The organism is Pseudomonas sp., from assembly GCF_040514055.1.
Taxonomy (GTDB): domain Bacteria; phylum Pseudomonadota; class Gammaproteobacteria; order Pseudomonadales; family Pseudomonadaceae; genus Aquipseudomonas.
In genome coordinates, this window is sequence record NZ_JBEVDL010000083.1 from 91,294 (window position 1) to 107,701 (window position 16,408).

A 16,408-nucleotide genomic window follows, 5' to 3' on the forward strand; every position below is an offset into this window, starting at 1 on the left:
CGGATTTGCGCGTTCAGGCAGCGTCGACGCGGTCCGCCAACGGGTGTTCGAGCAGGTACTGGCTCAAGCGTGCCTGCTGCGCGGGGGTCATAAACAGGCCGAGTTTGGTCCGGCGCCAGAGAATGTCCGCCGCTTCACAGGCCCACTCCACACGGCGCAGGTACTCCACTTCCCGGGCATACAGCTCGCCACCGAGGTGTTCGCCCAAGTCCTGGACCGATTGCACTTGCTCCAGCAGTTGCCAGGTGCGCTGGCCATAGGTGCTGGCCCAGCGCTGCGCCAGGCTGGCCGACAACCACTCGAAGCGCGTCAGCAGGGCCTGTGACAGCGCCGCTGGGCTGCCCATTTGCTCGCCGCCAGGCAGGGCTGCGGTAGCCGTCCAGCTGGGCCGAAGGCCCGGATAGAACGACTGCAACTGCGCCATGGCCGATTCCGCCAGCTTGCGGTAGGTGGTCAGTTTACCGCCGAACACCGACAGCAAGGGCGCTTCGCCGCTGCCACCCGAGAGCGACAGGGTGTAGTCGCGGGTCACCGCCGACGGATCATCGGATTCGTCATCGCACAGTGGTCGCACGCCGGCGTAGGTGTGCAGGATATCGCCGCGGGCCACCTGGCGCTTGAAGTGCGCGTTGACCACGCCGAGCAGGTAATCGGTTTCCTCTTCGCTGATACTCACCAGGGCCGGGTCGCCCTGGTATTCCCGGTCGGTGGTGCCGATCAGGGTGAACTGGCCGAGGTAAGGCATGGCGAAGACGATGCGCCGGTCCTCGTTCTGCAGGATATAGGCCTGTTCGCCCTCGTACAGCCGTGGGACCACGATATGGCTGCCCTGGATCAGGCGAATGCCGTAGGGCGACTTCAACTTCAAGTCGTCCTTGATAAACCGGGCCACCCAGGGGCCGGCGGCATTGACCAGGCCGCGGGCACGAATGCTGAACTGGCTGCCGTCCGCACGTTCGAGCTGCAGGTGCCAGAGCCCGTCGGCGCGTTGCGCACTGAGGCAGCGGGTACGGGTCTGTACCTGGGCGCCCTGCTCACGGGCGGCCATGGCGTTGAGCACCACCAGCCGTGCATCGTCTACCCAGCAGTCGGAATACTCGAAGCCCTGGGTGATTTCGGCTTTCAGCGGGCTGTCGGCCGCGAACCGCAGGCCATGGGAGCCCGGTAGCTTCTCGCGCTTGCCCAGGTGGTCATAGAGAAACATGCCCGCGCGGATCAGCCAGGCCGGCCGCAGGTGGGGACGATGCGGCAGGACAAAACGCATGGCCTTGACGATATGCGGCGCCTTGGCCAGCAACACCTCACGTTCGGCCAGGGCTTCGCGGACCAGGCGAAACTCGTAATGCTCCAGGTAGCGCAGGCCACCGTGGATCAGCTTGCTGCTGGCCGAGGAGGTGTGCTGGGCCAGGTCATCCTTTTCGCACAGGTAGACCGACAGGCCGCGCCCCGCCGCGTCGGCGGCGATCCCCACGCCGTTGATGCCGCCGCCAATTACCGCGAGGTCATAGAGGTCGGCGACTGGATGGGGTTGGGGTAGCATTTTCGAACCTCGCTATCTCGGATCTGAACTTAAAATGTTCACTTTCGAAAATGGTAGCCCAAGGCAACGCCCTTGACCAGCACCATGTTCGGATTCGCGCTGGCTGGTTCACAAAAAAGCTGGGTCGGCCTGGCCCCGATCCTCGTGCCCGGTGCCGGCACTCAGACCAGGTCGAGGTGGATCTTGTGCTCGTGCAGCAACTGGCTGATGGCGGCGGGTGGGGCGCTGTCGGTGAAGAGCCGGTCGATCAGGCTGAGCGAGCCCAGGCGGACCACCGCGTTGCGGCCGAACTTGCTCGAGTCGGCGGCCAGTATCACCTGCCGCGCGTTGTCGATGATGGCCTGGGAGACTCGGACTTCCTGGTAGTCGAAGTCCAGCAGGCTGCCGTCCTCGTCGATGCCACTGATGCCCATCAGGGCGAAATCGACCTTGAACTGCTGGATAAAATCCACGGCGGCTTGGCCAACGATGCCGCCGTCGCTGCGCACCGTGCCGCCTGCCACCAGCACCTCGAAATCCTGCTTGTCGCTGAGTTGCGCGGCCACGTGCAGGTTGTTGGTGATGATCTTCAGACCGCGGTGGTTGAGCAGCGCGCGGGCAACGGCTTCGGTGGTGGTACCGATGCTGATGAACAAGGACGCGTGATCGGGTATCTGGCTGGCAATCGCCTCGGCGATGCGCTGCTTTTCCTCACGCATCAGTCCGGCGCGCATGGTGTAGGCGGTGTTCTGTGTGCTCGAGGCCTCGCTGGCGGCGCCGCCGTGGGTGCGCCGCAGCAGGCCGAGTTCGGCGAGCTGGTTGATGTCGCGGCGAATGGTCTGGGGCGTGACGGTAAAGGCGCAGGCCAACTCGTCGATGCTGACGTAGCCGCGTTCGCGCGCGAGGTCGAGAATGTTCTGCTGCCGGGGGGCTAGGCTCATGAAGGCCTCCTTGGAATGCGCGGCAGTATACCGTCAGTTGGCCTGTTCGATGCAGGCTAGCGGAGGTTCGGCACCGTATCGTTCGAGGCGCCCGCGTAAGGGCCTTGCTGGTGGCGCCGCCGCATGCCGGGCCAGAGCCCTGCGTCGGGATTTTAGTGACCGCTGCGCCGATTCTGCACGGCAGGTGCTGCTGGCCGAAGACTTTTCCGCTAAGGTACGTCGATCCTGTCCGCCGATTTTCACATTCGAACATGACGCCTGCCATCGACCTGTTGAAAAAAGCCCATGCCGAGCATCGGGTGTACAGCTATGAGCACGACCCCAAGTCGAGTTCCTATGGCCTTGAGGCTGCCGAGAAACTGGGCCTCGACCCGGCACGGGTGTTCAAGACCCTGCTGGTGGTCAGCGAAAAGGGCGAGCTGTTGGTGGCCGTGGTGCCGGTCGCTGGTAGCCTCGACTTGAAAGCGTTGGCCCAGGCGGCGGCGGTAAAGAAATTGGACATGGCCGATCCACACGTCGCGCAGCGTTCCAGCGGTTACCTGGTCGGCGGTATCAGTCCCCTGGGCCAGAAAAAGCGCCTGCGGACCTTTATCGATGCATCGGCCCAGGCGCTGCCCAGCCTGTTCGTCAGTGCCGGTCGCCGTGGCCTGGAAGTGGAACTGCCGGCGGCTGTGTTGGCGCTGCACACCCAGGGCCACTTCGCCCACATTGGTCGCGGCTGAGCGTCGGCCGCTTCTCAACCCTGTTTGCCAGAACAATAAGGAACACCGATGCCCCAGTACCTGCTCGCCATCGACCAAGGCACCACCAGCAGCCGTGCGATCATCTTCAACGCCGAGGGCCAGCCGCTGGCAAGGGCTCAACAGGAGTTCCAGCAGTTTTTCCCCCAGGACGGCTGGGTCGAGCACGATGGCGAGGAGCTCTGGCAGAGCACGCTCAAGGTCTGCCGCGAGGCACTGGCGCAGAGCGGCTTGGACCCGGCGGCGATCGCGGCGATCGGCATCACCAATCAGCGCGAGACCACGCTGGTGTGGGACGCGGCCACTGGCGTGCCGATTCACCCGGCCATCGTCTGGCAGGACCGACGCACGGCGGATTACTGCGCCGGCCTGAAGGCCGCCGGGCATGAGGCGCTGGTGGCCGGCAAGACCGGGCTGTTGATCGATCCCTATTTCTCCGGCACCAAACTGCGCTGGATCCTCGACAACGTCGAAGGCGCGCGCCAGCGTGCCGAGCGTGGCGAGCTGCGATTCGGCACGGTCGACAGTTTTCTGCTCTGGCGCCTGACCGGCGGCCGCTCGCACAAGACCGACGCGACCAATGCTTCGCGCACCTTGCTGTTCAATATTCACAGCCAGACCTGGGATGCGGAGCTGCTGGCCCTGTTCGAGATACCGGCCGGCCTGCTGCCGGAGGTCCTCGACTGCGCGGCGGACTTCGGCAGCATCGAGCCGGATTGGCTGGGTGCGGCCATTCCCGTGCTGGGCATGGCCGGCGACCAGCAAGCGGCGCTGATCGGCCAGGCCTGTTTCAGTCCCGGCATGGTCAAAAGCACCTACGGCACCGGCTGTTTTATGATTCAGAACACCGGCAGTACGCCGGTGACCTCGAAACACCGGCTGTTGACCACGGTCGCCTACCGGCTCAATGGCCAGGTCACCTATGCGGTGGAAGGTAGCATCTTCGTCGCGGGCGCCGCGGTGCAGTGGCTGCGCGACGGCATCAAGCTGATCAGCCATGCCCGCGACAGCGAAGCGCTGGCCGAGCAGACCGGAGATGCCTGCGGGGTTTACCTGGTACCGGCCTTCACCGGCCTCGGCGCCCCCTATTGGGACCCCAAGGCGCGAGGGGCGATCTTCGGGCTGACCCGCGACACCGGCATCAAGGAGATCGTCACGGCCGGGCTGCAGTCGGTGTGCTACCAGACCTGCGACCTGCTCGAGGCCATGCGCCAGGATGGCGCGGCGGCGCCCAGCGCCCTGCGGGTCGATGGGGGCATGGTGGAAAACAACTGGGTCATGCAATTCTTGGCCGATATCCTCGGGGTCACGGTGGAGCGACCGCAGGTCACCGAGACCACGGCCCTGGGGGTCGCGTACCTGGCGGGCCTCAAGGCGGGGCTGTTTCGCGACCTTGAGGAGATTTCCGGCCACTGGCAACGTCAGCAGCGTTTCGCGCCGCGCATGGACGCCACCCATCGCCAGCGCTTGTACGCCGGCTGGTTGGACGCGGTGAAACGCGTGCGCAGCGGCGAGCAGTAGGACCGCCTGACGTTCGATATGCCAGCCTTCCGTTCAGCGAGGCTGCAGGTCCGGCGTGGCGCGCAGTCCAGCCAGCGCGCCCGGTGCGGCACGAGGACGGGTGACCACGTATACTGCGGCGACTTTTTACCAAGGAGCGGTTATGCAGCCCTCTCGTAATCAGCTGTTGCGCATCCGCCGCACCCTGATGGCCAGCAGCGCCTCGTTGTTGCACCTGCTGCTGTGCTGGCTGGCCTATGCCGGCGGCTTTATGCAACTGAGCCTGGCGGGCATGGGGGTGCTGAGCTTCGTGGTCTGCGCCAGTTGCCTGGTAATGCTGCTGCTGATGTGGTTGAACCTCAACCTGCGCTTCCATGATCCCAGCCTGACCCTGCCGCAGATGGCCTGGGCCATCGCTCTGGTGTTCGTGACGGCCTATTTTGCCGACGGCCAGCGTTTCCTGTTCCTGATGATGGCGTTGATGGCGCTGATGTTCGGCGCCTTTTCCCTGGACCTGCGCGGTTTCGTGAAGATCGGACTGTTCACCACGATTTGTTACGGCCTGTTGGTAGGCGCCCTGGCTCGGCGCGACGGGGCACTGGAGCTGCGCGTCGAAGGGCTGCAAGCCATGGCATTTTTCGTGCTGATGGCCGGCATGTCGATGCTCGGGCTGGAGATGAGTGGTCTGCGCCGTACGCTGCAGGAGCGCAATCGCGATCTCAATCAGGCCCTCGAGCGCATCCAGCAGCTGGTGATTACCGACGAGGTGACGGGGCTGTACAACCGCCGCTTTGCCCGTGAGCTGCTGGCCCAGCAAAAGGCCCTGGCGGACCGCGGCACCTACCGCTTCGTGCTGTGCATGATCGAACTGGACCACTTCAAGACGGTCAACGAGCGCTATGGCCACACCGCGGGTGAGGGCGTGTTGAACCAGTTGGCGCGGCACTTCGAGCAGGCCATTCGCGATGTGGATTTCGCCGCGCGCATCGGTCACGAGGAGTTCTTGCTGGTCTTGTCGCAGACCGATATCGCCGGGGCGCTGCAGATGCTGGAGCGCCTGCGCGAAGCGATCGCCGGGCAGCAGTGGCAGGGATGCCCTGAGCTGCACCTGACCTTGTCCGTCGGCGTCAGTGGCTATTGCACGCCAGAGCCCTGGGCCCAGTCCCTGCAACGCGCCGATCACGCCCTGCAAAAGGCCAAGGCGGAGGGCCGCGATCAGGTGGTGGTGCTGTAGCGGCGCACACCTGATTCGCCCAGATTGAGCTGGGCCGCCACGCTGCCCGGTACCGGGAAGACCACCAGATGGTCGGCGGCGACCCGGATGCCGACCTGGTGACCCGGCAGATGATCGGCATGACTGGGAAAGATCGATTCGAGCTGGCTGCCGGTGGGCAGTTGCAGCCGGTACAGCGTCGCGGCGCCCAGGAACGTCTTGCCGACGATCAGGGCCTTGAGCGGGCTGTCCGGGGCGTAGACGATGTCATCCGGGCGCAGCAGCACATCCACGGCGCTGCCGATCGGCCAGGTGTAGGCACGGTTGCCGCGGATCAACCCAAGCTCGGTCTGTACCGAATCGGGGCTCAGCAGCTGGCCGCGAATAAAATACCCCTGGCCGATAAAGCTGGCGACAAAGGGCGTCAGCGGCTCATGGTAGAGGTTGTAGGGTGTGTCCCATTGCTGCAGCCGACCCTCGTGAAACACCCCGATATGGTCACTGACGGCGAAGGCTTCTTCCTGGTCGTGGGTCACCAGGATCGCGCTGGTGCCGCGTGCCTTGAGGATGTCGCGGACCTCATGACTCAGGCGCCGGCGCAGTTCCCCATCGAGGTTTGAAAACGGCTCGTCGAGCAGCAGCAGGCGCGGCTCCGGCGCCAGGGCGCGGGCCAGGGCGACCCGCTGCTGCTGGCCGCCCGAGAGTTCATGGGGGTAGCGATTACCCAGCGCGCCGAGCTTGACCAGCTCCAGCAGCTCGGCGGTGATGCGCGCCTGGTCCGGGTGCTGGCGAATGCCGAAGGCGATGTTCTGCGCCACGCTCAGGTGGGGAAACAGCGCGTAATCCTGGAACACCATGCCGATGCGGCGTTTTTCCGGGGCCAGGGTAAAGCCGGGGCTGGAAATCACCTCACCGGCCAGCTGGATCTCGCCTTCCAGCACCGCTTCGAAGCCGGCGATGGCGCGCAGCGTGGTGGTCTTGCCGCAGCCGGAAGGCCCCAGCAAACAGCCGATATCGCCCTGGTTCAGGTGCAGGTTCAGGCCCTGCACCACGCGCTGCGCGTGGAAGCCACAGGCCAGGTCGCGCAGGTTCAACAACAGGGGCTGGCTCATGCGTGCTGGTACGCCGGGTCGATCAGGAACTCCAGCAGCGCCTTTTGCACATGCAGACGGTTTTCCGCCTGGTCCCAGGCCACGGCGCGTGGATCGTCCAACAGGTCGAGGCTGATTTCCTCCCCCCGGTGGGCCGGCAGGCAGTGCATGAACAGCACCTCGGGCGCCGCCTGGTCGAGCAGCGCGCGGGTCACCTGGTAGGGGTGAAACAACGCCAAGCGCTGATCGGCCTCCTGCTCCTGGCCCATGGAGGTCCAGACATCGGTGCTGACCAGATGGGCGCCTGCGACCGCCTCGCGCGGGTCGCGCACTATGCTCAGGCGCCCCGCGGCCCGTTCGACGAAGACCGGGTTGGGTTCGAAACCTTCGGGGCAGGCGACCCGCAGCTGGAAGTCGAACTGCACGGCCGCCTCGATGTAACTGTTGCAGACATTATTGCCGTCGCCGATCCAAGCCACCGTCTTGCCGGCAATGCTGCCACGCTGTTCGACGAAGGTCTGCATATCGGCCAACAACTGGCAGGGGTGCAGGTCGTCCGACAGGCCATTGATCACCGGTACCCGGGAATGCGCCGCAAAGGTGGTCAGGGTGCTGTGGGCAAAGGTGCGGATCATCATGCCGTCAAGCATGCGCGACATCACGATGGCCGCGTCGCCTATGGGTTCGCCGCGGCCCAGTTGGGTGTCGCGCGGGGACAGGAAAATCGCCTGTCCGCCCAGTTGGATCATGCCGGCCTCGAACGACAGGCGGGTACGGGTCGAGGCTTTTTCGAAGAGCATGCCCAGCACCCGATTTTTCAGCGGCTCGAACACCACGCCGCGGTTTCGCAGGTCCTTCAGCTCGATGCCGCGACGAATCAGGCTTTGCAGCTCCTGAAACGTGCAATCCATCAGCGAGAGAAAGTGCCGTGCGCTCATAATGACTACCTTTTGACAGCGGGGGCGCAGGTTCGGGGTCGGTGTAATGCAATAACGGACGGAACCTGCGGCAGGGGGCCGCACAGTGCGACGAAACGGGGAAGACGCGATCTTATAAGGAAATGTCGCACTGTACTAGTGCGGGCCTCAGTGGACGCGGTGTACAGCAGGGCTCGGCATTTGCTTGTACCCATTGCGTACCACTTGGGAGTTTATCTAGCTCTGCCAATACGACGTGGAGCTGAGCCACTTGGCGTACGTCGAGAGCAGCATTTGTACACTGGGGCCAAGCTGGTTGGCAATCAATGCGGGCTGGGTGCCTGGCCACTGACGCTGGGCCGCCGGGAGGGCAGCATGTCGACCTGCCGGGCGCGCGGCTAGCGCGCAGGGCACGAGGACTGCGCCGAACACACCGTGTGTGGTCAGGTCACGATAGGCCGAAAAGTCAACGGTTGCGCATGACGTTAACCCGCGGGCTCAGCGCTGCACATGATGGTAAAGCGATAGTGGGTGTCTACCCCGCTGCACTCCACGGGCAAGTTGGTTTTGCTCAAAACGAATTCGAACGCCGGTTCGAACCCGCCTTCGCGCCGGACCTCACCGCCCAGGATTTCCACTTGATACCAGCCGTTCTCCACTTCGATGGTGGGCCTGCCGGGTTGCTGCAACCTCCTGAGCAATTGGTCCACGCTGTTGGGCGTGAAATGTTGCAAAATCGGCCATGTAAAGAGCTGAACCCGGCGGTGCGCCACCTGCAGCGCATAACCGCTGCGGCGATGCTGGAGTCGACTCTCGGGTTTGAGTAATTCAGGGGAGGAGGGGGGGAGGGTGAACAAAATGGTGTAAGGGAGGTTCTCGATGCCCGCGAGCGGGATTATCACTCCTTCACGCACCGCCTTGTCGCCGCTTTCGCCAGACACGAACTCGCTGGCCAGATCGTCGCTGAGCTGCTGCTGGTCCTTGAAGCGTTGAAGCAGCAACAGGTCGCCGACTATGAAGTAATCGGTCAGGTCGTTGAGGACTTCCGAAAAGACATATTGCATGGGCCATCCGTGTAGGCCGCTAGGGCCGGTTGAGGCCAGCGTCTGGCCCGGCGATGCAAGAAGTGAGTGGCTACAGTCCCGTGCTGGGTTCCCCCTGGCGGGCATGACGAAAGAGCGCTTTCGCGGGCACAATGGATGCACGCCCGCAAAGGCGTGGCCCGGCACCGGGCTCGAGGCCATCCGCCATTCTGCCCACTCAGGCGGGTATCCTGGCCTGATTCAAGCGCTGCCGCCTATACTGGCGATGTATTCTACGACAGATTGTCAGGGCCCGCCGGGTGCCGCGACAAGGTGGAGAGTCAACAGGCTTAGGCGAAGCTCAGCACTGCCACGTGTTTCGGGGAGAGGCCGCGAGTGCTGCCGAAGGCCTGTCGGTAAGCTATCCACACATGCAGGCCGAGGCACGGATTGCGGGACTCCGGTTCCAGTGTGAATTGGGTTTGCTAGGCAGAGGTGCAGGACAGGGCGTTAGCGGTCCGTGGCCCTCTACCAGGGCCTGTGGACACTGGCCGCACGTGCCCTGTGGGAGGCGTCCCCTCGCGCTGAAGGCGGTCAGGCTATCGGAGTGGTGTACAGGGATCACCCCACCACAGCTTCGGCCCGAGGGCGGGCCTCCTGCCCAATGATGTTGTCGACGCGTGCCAATCGACACTGTCCCGCCTTGCTGCGCTGCCGGACGTTGCCGCTCGGACACCCGCTTGATTACTCGGTGGGGGTTTAATCCTCCACTTCAGTGGAGCGCGGGACGCATGAGACTGGCGGCGCTGCCTGCAGTGACTGCGCGGCCGCCCTCAGAACCTTTTGCTGCATTTTTCGGCGCTACCATGCTGTTCTGATAGGCCCACGGCCCGGATTTCGGTGGCCAAATCGTCGGTAGAGTCCTAGAGTGTTGCTTGGGACACCGGAAGTCCATGTAACGTGTCTAGCTCAGCCCTTGGCCTCTCACAAAGCGCATGGCCAAGGGCTGACATTTTCTCGCTCCACCTTCTCTTAACCCCTTGAACGGCCAGTCCTGCAGGCTGAATACCGCCGGCACCCCGCTGTGCGCGGTTGTTCAGGGCGATCGCTGGGAGGCGGGCGCCGCTGCCAGTGCCTATTGGCTGGCCTGATGCCGCTTGATTCATGCGGCGAACGCTGATGGCCGGCGCTCCGGAGGAACGCCATAGTGCTGGTTGGGCGGCTCCGGTACCGGCCCACTCCACCACAAGAGGCCAGGCCATGACCACGACCCTTCACCACCGTGCTTGCCATCTGTGCGAAGCCATTTGCGGCCTGACCATCGAGACCGCGCTACAGGCCGATGGCAGCCAGCAGATCCTGTCCATCAAGGGCGACCCCCAAGACAGCTTCAGCCGCGGCCATATCTGCCCCAAGGCGGTGGCCCTGCAGGACATCCAGGCCGACCCCGATCGCCTGCGCCAACCCATGCGGCGTGTGGGGGACGAATGGCAGGCGATGGAATGGCAAGAGGCTTTTGAGCTGGTCGCCAGCCGCCTGGTCGAGATCCAGGCCCGTCATGGGCAAAACGCCGTGGCGGTCTATCAGGGCAATCCCAGCGTGCATAACTACGGGTTGATGACCCACAGCAATTACTTCCTGGGGCAGCTAAAAACCCGCAACCGCTTCTCCGCCACCTCGGTGGACCAGTTGCCCCATCACCTCGTGAGCTTGCAGATGTACGGGCACGGTCTGCTGCTGCCGATTCCGGATATCGACCAGACCGACTTCATGTTGATCCTGGGGGGTAATCCCCTGGCGTCCAACGGCAGCCTGATGACGGTGCCGGACGTGGAAAAACGTCTTAAGGCCCTCAAGGCGCGTGGCGGCAAGCTGGTAGTGGTCGATCCTCGCCGCAGCGAAACGGCCGGCATCGCCGATCAACACCTGTTCGTCCGCCCGGGGCAGGATGCCGCGTTGCTGTTCGGCCTGCTCAATACCCTGTTCGAGGAAGGCCTGACCCGCGCCAGTGCGCTGCCGGTGGCCGGGTTGGCGCAGGCGCGCGAGGCCATCGCGGGTTTTACCGCAGAAACCATGAGCGTCCGCTGTGGCGTGCCGGCCGAACAGATACGCCAACTGGCCCGCGACTTCGCGGCCGCGGACAAGGCGGTCTGTTATGGGCGCATGGGCGTTTCCACGCAGGCGTTCGGTAGCCTTTGCCATTGGTTGATCCAGCTGATCAACCTGGTCACCGGCAACCTCGATCGGGTCGGGGGCGCGCTGTGCAACGAGCCGGCCATCGACATGGTCAGCAAGACCTCTGGCGGCCATTTCAACCGTTGGCAAAGTCGTGTGTCCGGCTTGCCGGAATATGCCGGCGAACTGCCGGTGGCGGCCCTGGCGGAGGAGATGCTGACCCCCGGACCCGAGCAGGTTCGTGCGCTGGTCACCGTGGCGGGCAATCCGGTGTTGTCCACGCCCAACGGGCGCCAGCTGGAGCAGGCGTTGGACGGCCTGGAATTCATGCTCAGCATCGATTTCTACATCAACGAAACCACCCGCTACGCCGATGTGATCCTGCCGCCCACCGGGCCGCTGGAACACGACCACTACGACATGACCTTCAATATGTTCGCGGTGCGCAACGTCACCCGCTTCAATGAGGCGGTGCTGACCAAGCCAGCCGGGTCCCTGGACGACTGGGAAATCTTTATCGGCCTGGCCAAGGCCTTCGCCACCCGCAATGGCACCGAGTTGAAGCCAACCCTGGCGCCGCAGCAGATGGTCGACATGGGCCTGCGCCTGGGCCCTTATGGCGACCAGGCCGAGCGGCGTCTGTCCCTGGCGAGCGTGCGCGAGTTTCCCCACGGGATCGATCTCGGGCCGCTGAAGCCCAATTTGGCGCTGCGCCTGAAGACCGCCTCGGGCGCCATCGAGGCGGCGCCGGCACTGTTTCTCGGTGACCTGCCGCGTTTCGCCGGGCAGCCGTTGCCGGGTGCCGATGAATTGGTATTGATCGGCCGCCGGCATGTGCGCAGCAACAATTCGTGGATGCACAACTACCACCGCCTGGTCAAAGGCAAGCCACGCCATCAGCTGTTGGTGCACCCCGATGACCTCGGTCGGCGCGGGCTGGTCGATGGCCAGCGGGTGCGGGTGCGCTCGCGGGTCGGCACGCTGGAGGTCGAGGTGGCCGCCAGCCTGGAGATGATGCCCGGCGTGGTCAGCCTGCCCCATGGCTGGGGTCATGCCCGGCCCGGGGTGCAGTTGGGCATCGCCTGTGCACAGCCCGGCGCCAGTGCCAACGACCTGACCGACGAGCGTCAGCTCGACCTGTCCGGCAACGCGGTGCTCAACGGGGTAGCGGTCGAAATCGAGGCCGCGTGAAGTCGACCGATGGCAGGTGAGCCAAGCCCCTGCCTTTCCGTTACAATGCGGCCACCGTGCCGACCCGTGAGTCGGAAAGTTCAGTGCCGAGGTGTTCCATGGATATTATCGAAACCATCAAAGAGCAGATCGCCAACAATACGGTTCTGCTGTACATGAAAGGCTCGCCAAATGCGCCGCAGTGCGGCTTTTCGTCCAAGGCTTCCCAGGTGGTGATGGCCTGTGGCGAGAAATTCGCCTATGTCGACATCCTGCAGAATCCGGAAATCCGCGCCAACCTGCCCAAGTACGCCAACTGGCCGACTTTCCCGCAGCTGTGGGTCGGCGGTGAGCTGGTCGGCGGCAGCGACATCATGACCGAGATGTTCGAGAAGGGTGAGCTGCAGAGCCTGATCAAGGACGCGACCCAAAAGGCCGGTGCCTGAGTCGAGTCGCTGTATAAAAAAACCCGCCTCGGCGGGTTTTTTTAGGGGCGCGGGTCAGGCGCCGGGCTTATTCGCCCATTTGCGACTGCAGGTAGTTGGCCAGCCCGACCTTGCCGATCAAGCCCAGCTGGGTTTCCAGCCAGTCGATATGGTCTTCCTCGGAGCAGAGGATGTCTTCCAGCAGCTCGCGGGTGGCGTAGTCGGCGATGGTCTCGCAGTAGGCGATCGCCTCTTTCAGGTCGATCAGCGCCTTGTGCTCGACTTTGAGGTCACATTCGAGCATTTCCTGGGTGTTTTCACCGATCAGGATCTTGCCCAGGTCCTGCAGGTTGGGCAGGCCCTCGAGGAACAGGATGCGTTTGATCAGCTTGTCCGCGTGTTTCATCTCGTCGATGGACTCGTGGTACTCGTGTTCGCCGAGTTTTTTCAGGCCCCAATCCTCGTACATGCGTGCATGCAGGAAGTATTGGTTGATTGCGACCAGCTCGTTGCCGAGGATCTTGTTCAGATGCTGGATGACTGTCTTGTCGCCTTTCATGTCCGTAGCCTATTGCGCGAAGAGGTGAATAAGCATGAATAGTGACCCCGCGTTATTTGGCTGTCAAATCTAAGTGTTTGAATTTAAAGGTAAAATTAATCTGAATACGAATGTTTGAGTTCCGCATTTTGCGGCTAAGTGCTTGAATTTCAGGCATTAAAAAGCCGGGCAGGGTGCCCGGCTTTTCTGAACAAAGGTGTTTAGGCCGCGACGAATTCCGCGAAACCCGCGGTGCGTTGGCCGTTGTGCACCTCGCTCAGGGTGTCGCGTACCACCTGCTTGGCCAGGCAGGCGCATTTGCCACACTGGCTGGCCACGCCCAGGGTCTCGCGCACGTCCCGGTAGCTGCAGCAACCTTCATAGATCGCATCGCGGATTTGACCGTCGGTAACACCTTGGCAGAGGCAGACGTACATGCGGAAGTCTTCGTAAGAGGGCTTGTGGCAAAGATACTAATGTTAATGAGAATGCTTGTCAAAGCTGTAGAGGGTGTTTCGTCGGTTTCCCCCGCCCAGCGGCGACGGCAATGGATCGTGCCCGCACCGTGACTCGGCGGTCAAAAGCGGTGGGCGAGGGTGAAAACCCGGGTGTATCATTGTTCGCCCTTGCGGAACGGGCCTGCCCACCTTTGGCCGGCTCGCGCCCCTCATCACTTCAGGAGAAATCGTATGAGCGTACTCGTAGGCAAAAAAGCCCCGGACTTCGACGTTGCGGCCGTGTTGGGCAGCGGTGAAATCGTCGAGAGCTTCAGCTTGTCTTCGGCCATCAAAGGCAAGTACGGCCTGGTGTTTTTCTACCCGCTGGACTTCACCTTCGTTTGCCCCTCCGAGCTGATCGCCCTGGACCACCGTATTCCGGACTTCCAGGCGCGCAACGTCGAAGTGATCGGTGTGTCCATCGACTCGCACTTCACCCACAACGCCTGGCGTAACACACCGATCAACCAGGGCGGTATCGGCCCGGTCAAGTACACCCTGGCCGCCGACGTCAAACACGAAATCGCCAAGGCCTATGATGTCGAGTCCGACGACGGCGTGGCCTTTCGCGGCGCCTTCCTGATCGACCTGAACGGCGTGGTGCGTTCGCAGATCGTCAACGACCTGCCGCTGGGCCGTAATATGGACGAGCTGCTGCGTCTGGTTGATGCCTTGCAGTTCACCGAAGAACACGGTGAAGTCTGCCCTGCCAACTGGAAAAAAGGCGACAAGGGCATGACTGCCTCGCCGGAAGGCGTGGCGTCGTACCTGTCGGAGCACGCCAGCAAGCTGTAACCGCTGGCGAAAAAAGAACCCGGCCTAGGCCGGGTTTTTTATGCGCGGGGCGCGGCACCGACGCGCGCCGTCAGTCGGCGAAGTCGTCCCAGCCGCCCATTTCCTTCCAGCGGTTGACGATGCCGCAGAACAGCTCGGCGGTCTTTTCCGTGTCGTAGCGGGCCGAATGGGCTTCGCGACCATCGAAGTCGATGCCGGCGGCCTGGCAGGCCTTGGCCAGCACGGTCTGGCCGTAGGCGAGGCCGGCGAGGGTGGCGGTGTCGAAGCTGGAGAAGGGGTGGAAGGGGTTACGCTTCATGTCCAGCCGGGTGATCGCGGCGTTCAGGAAGCCCAGGTCGAAGCTGCTGTTGTGCCCGACCAGAATGGCCCGTTTACAGCCGTTGGCCTTGAGCGCCTTGCGCACGCCACGAAAGATGTCAGTCAGCGCAGTTTCCTCGCTGACCGCCATGCGCAGCGGATGGTCCAGCTTGATGCCGGTGAATTCCAGTGCCGCGGCTTCGATATTGGCGCCGACGAAGGGTTCGACCCGATGGAAATAGGTGTGTTCGGGGAACAGGAAGCCTTTTTCATCCATGCCCACGGTGACTGCGGCAATTTCCAGCAAGGCATCGGTGGCGCTATTGAAACCACCGGTCTCGACGTCGATGACCACTGGCAGGTAGCCGCGAAAGCGCTGCGCCATGGGATGCTGCGAGCCACCACCGCCGGAGCCGCTGTGTTCGTCGTCGTAATGTTCTTCGCTCACGGGTGGTTCTCCTGCAGGCGCCAGCGTAGTGTTTCGCCGGCGCGCAACGGTATGACGGTGTGCTCGCCCAACGGCAGGCAAGTGGGGGCGGTCCAGTCTTCACGGACCAGGGTGATGCGATCGGTGTTGCGCGGCAGGCCGTAGAAGTCCGCCCCGTGCAGGCTGGCAAAGCCCTCCAGGCGCTCCAGCGCACCGCGTTGCTCGAAGGCTTCGGCATACAGCTCGATGGCCGCGTAGGCGGTGTAGCAGCCGGCGCAGCCGCAAGCGGCTTCCTTGGCGTGCTGGGCATGGGGCGCCGAGTCGGTGCCGAGGAAGAACTTCGGATTGCCGCTGGTTGCCGCGTCCAGCAGGGCGTCCTGGTGCACGTTGCGCTTGAGGATCGGCAGGCAGTAGAAGTGCGGGCGAATACCACCGACCAGCATATGGTTGCGGTTGTACAGCAGGTGATGGGCGGTGATGGTCGCCCCCACATTGGCCGAGGCTGACTCGACGAACTGCACGGCCTCTCCGGTGGTGATGTGTTCGAACACCACCCGCAGGGTCGGGAAGCGCTCGACCACCCGGCTCAGGTGCTCGTCGATAAAGACTTTTTCGCGGTCGAATACGTCGATTTCGCCGCGGGTGACTTCACCGTGCACCAGCAGCGGCAGGCCGACCTCGGCCATCGCCTCCAGTACCTCGAAAATCTTGTCGACGCTGGTGACGCCCGAGTCGGAGTTGGTGGTGGCGCCGGCCGGGTAGAGTTTGGCCGCATGGACGAACCCCGAGGCCTTGGCGGCGCGCACGTCGGTCGCGCGGGTCAGGTCGGTGAGGTAGAGTACCATCAGCGGCTCGAAACGGCTGCCGGCCGGCCGCGCGGCCAGAATGCGCTGGCGATAAGCATCGGCTTCCTCGGCATTGCGCACCGGTGGTACCAGGTTGGGCATGACGATCGCGCGGGCGAAGGTGCGCGCCACGTCGGCCACGGTGTGCGGCAACAGCGCACCGTCGCGCAGGTGGATATGCCAGTCGTCGGGACGCAGCAGGGTCAAGTGGTCGGACATGGGGTATTCCAGGCGGGTAAAACGTGCCCGAATGCTACCGGAAAAGCCGGGTTCGGGCACCCGCTATCAAGTTTTCC

General features: G+C 63.6%; 15 protein-coding genes. 6 read left to right on the forward strand and 9 right to left on the reverse strand.

The genetic code is table 11. The annotated features are described in order from the left end of the window. Positions 1-13: 13 nt before the first annotated feature. The gene (gene glpD, locus ABWY06_RS22840) at positions 14-1,540 is read right to left on the reverse strand and encodes a glycerol-3-phosphate dehydrogenase (protein WP_353927883.1); all 1,527 of its coding nucleotides are present in this window, start codon (positions 1,538-1,540) and stop codon (positions 14-16) included. A 161-nt stretch (positions 1,541-1,701) separates the two neighbouring features. Beyond that, positions 1,702-2,460: a DeoR/GlpR family transcriptional regulator gene (locus ABWY06_RS22845; protein WP_353927884.1), complete on the reverse strand. Its 759-nt coding sequence runs from the start codon at positions 2,458-2,460 to the stop codon at positions 1,702-1,704. Between the two features lie 251 nt (positions 2,461-2,711). Between ABWY06_RS22845 and ybaK the strand changes: the two genes are divergently transcribed. The 3 genes from ybaK (at position 2,712) to ABWY06_RS22860 (ending at position 5,934) form a co-directional block, all read left to right on the forward strand. Continuing rightward, positions 2,712-3,182: a Cys-tRNA(Pro) deacylase gene (gene ybaK, locus ABWY06_RS22850; RefSeq protein ID WP_353927885.1), complete on the forward strand. Its 471-nt coding sequence runs from the start codon at positions 2,712-2,714 to the stop codon at positions 3,180-3,182. A 48-nt stretch (positions 3,183-3,230) separates the two neighbouring features. After that, on the forward strand, positions 3,231-4,721 hold the full coding sequence (gene glpK / locus ABWY06_RS22855; RefSeq protein ID WP_353927886.1) for a glycerol kinase GlpK: 1,491 nt from the start codon (positions 3,231-3,233) through the stop codon (positions 4,719-4,721). A 142-nt stretch (positions 4,722-4,863) separates the two neighbouring features. After that, positions 4,864-5,934 (forward strand): GGDEF domain-containing protein, encoded by a 1,071-nt coding sequence (locus ABWY06_RS22860; RefSeq protein ID WP_353927887.1) that lies wholly within the window; start codon positions 4,864-4,866, stop codon positions 5,932-5,934. On the opposite strand, the gene ABWY06_RS22865 is transcribed toward ABWY06_RS22860, so the two are convergent. The 3 genes from ABWY06_RS22865 to ABWY06_RS22880 all read right to left on the reverse strand — a co-directional run bounded on the left by ABWY06_RS22865 (position 5,916) and on the right by ABWY06_RS22880 (position 8,985). Beyond that, the gene (locus ABWY06_RS22865; RefSeq protein WP_353927888.1) at positions 5,916-7,025 is read right to left on the reverse strand and encodes an ABC transporter ATP-binding protein; all 1,110 of its coding nucleotides are present in this window, start codon (positions 7,023-7,025) and stop codon (positions 5,916-5,918) included. The genes ABWY06_RS22860 and ABWY06_RS22865 overlap by 19 nt on opposite strands. Further along, a complete protein-coding gene (argF, locus tag ABWY06_RS22870) occupies positions 7,022-7,942 on the reverse strand; it encodes an ornithine carbamoyltransferase (protein ID WP_353927889.1) in 921 nt (306 codons plus the stop codon). Before argF ends, ABWY06_RS22865 begins: the two co-directional genes overlap by 4 nt. A 464-nt stretch (positions 7,943-8,406) precedes the next feature. Beyond that, positions 8,407-8,985 carry a hypothetical protein gene (locus tag ABWY06_RS22880; RefSeq protein WP_353927890.1) on the reverse strand — a complete coding sequence of 193 codons (579 nt, stop codon included), beginning with the start codon at positions 8,983-8,985 and terminating at the stop codon, positions 8,407-8,409. Between the two features lie 1,218 nt (positions 8,986-10,203). Between ABWY06_RS22880 and ABWY06_RS22885 the strand changes: the two genes are divergently transcribed. Together ABWY06_RS22885 and grxD are read left to right on the forward strand one after the other, a co-directional pair. Then, a complete protein-coding gene (locus ABWY06_RS22885; RefSeq protein WP_353927891.1) occupies positions 10,204-12,309 on the forward strand; it encodes a molybdopterin oxidoreductase family protein in 2,106 nt (701 codons plus the stop codon). 98 nt (positions 12,310-12,407) lie between these two features. Beyond that, a complete protein-coding gene (gene grxD / locus ABWY06_RS22890; RefSeq protein WP_353927892.1) occupies positions 12,408-12,734 on the forward strand; it encodes a Grx4 family monothiol glutaredoxin in 327 nt (108 codons plus the stop codon). Between the two features lie 67 nt (positions 12,735-12,801). Here the strand turns inward: grxD and bfr are convergent, their stop codons facing one another. Both bfr and ABWY06_RS22900 read right to left on the reverse strand, forming a co-directional pair. Next, on the reverse strand, positions 12,802-13,272 hold the full coding sequence (bfr, locus tag ABWY06_RS22895; RefSeq protein ID WP_353927893.1) for a bacterioferritin: 471 nt from the start codon (positions 13,270-13,272) through the stop codon (positions 12,802-12,804). Between the two features lie 200 nt (positions 13,273-13,472). After that, entirely contained in the window at positions 13,473-13,688 is a 216-nt protein-coding gene (locus ABWY06_RS22900; protein ID WP_353927894.1) for a bacterioferritin-associated ferredoxin, read from the reverse strand. Positions 13,689-13,940: 252 nt separating this feature from the next. Here ABWY06_RS22900 and ABWY06_RS22905 point away from each other — a divergent pair, with 252 nt between their 5' ends. Then, positions 13,941-14,543 (forward strand): peroxiredoxin, encoded by a 603-nt coding sequence (locus ABWY06_RS22905; protein ID WP_353927895.1) that lies wholly within the window; start codon positions 13,941-13,943, stop codon positions 14,541-14,543. A gap of 70 nt (positions 14,544-14,613) precedes the next feature. Here the strand turns inward: ABWY06_RS22905 and rnt are convergent, their stop codons facing one another. Continuing rightward, positions 14,614-15,288 (reverse strand): ribonuclease T, encoded by a 675-nt coding sequence (gene rnt, locus ABWY06_RS22910; RefSeq protein WP_353927896.1) that lies wholly within the window; start codon positions 15,286-15,288, stop codon positions 14,614-14,616. Beyond that, the gene (pyrC, locus tag ABWY06_RS22915) at positions 15,285-16,331 is read right to left on the reverse strand and encodes a dihydroorotase (protein ID WP_353927897.1); all 1,047 of its coding nucleotides are present in this window, start codon (positions 16,329-16,331) and stop codon (positions 15,285-15,287) included. The genes rnt and pyrC overlap by 4 nt, the downstream gene beginning before the upstream one ends. Between the last annotated feature and the right edge of the window lie 77 nt (positions 16,332-16,408).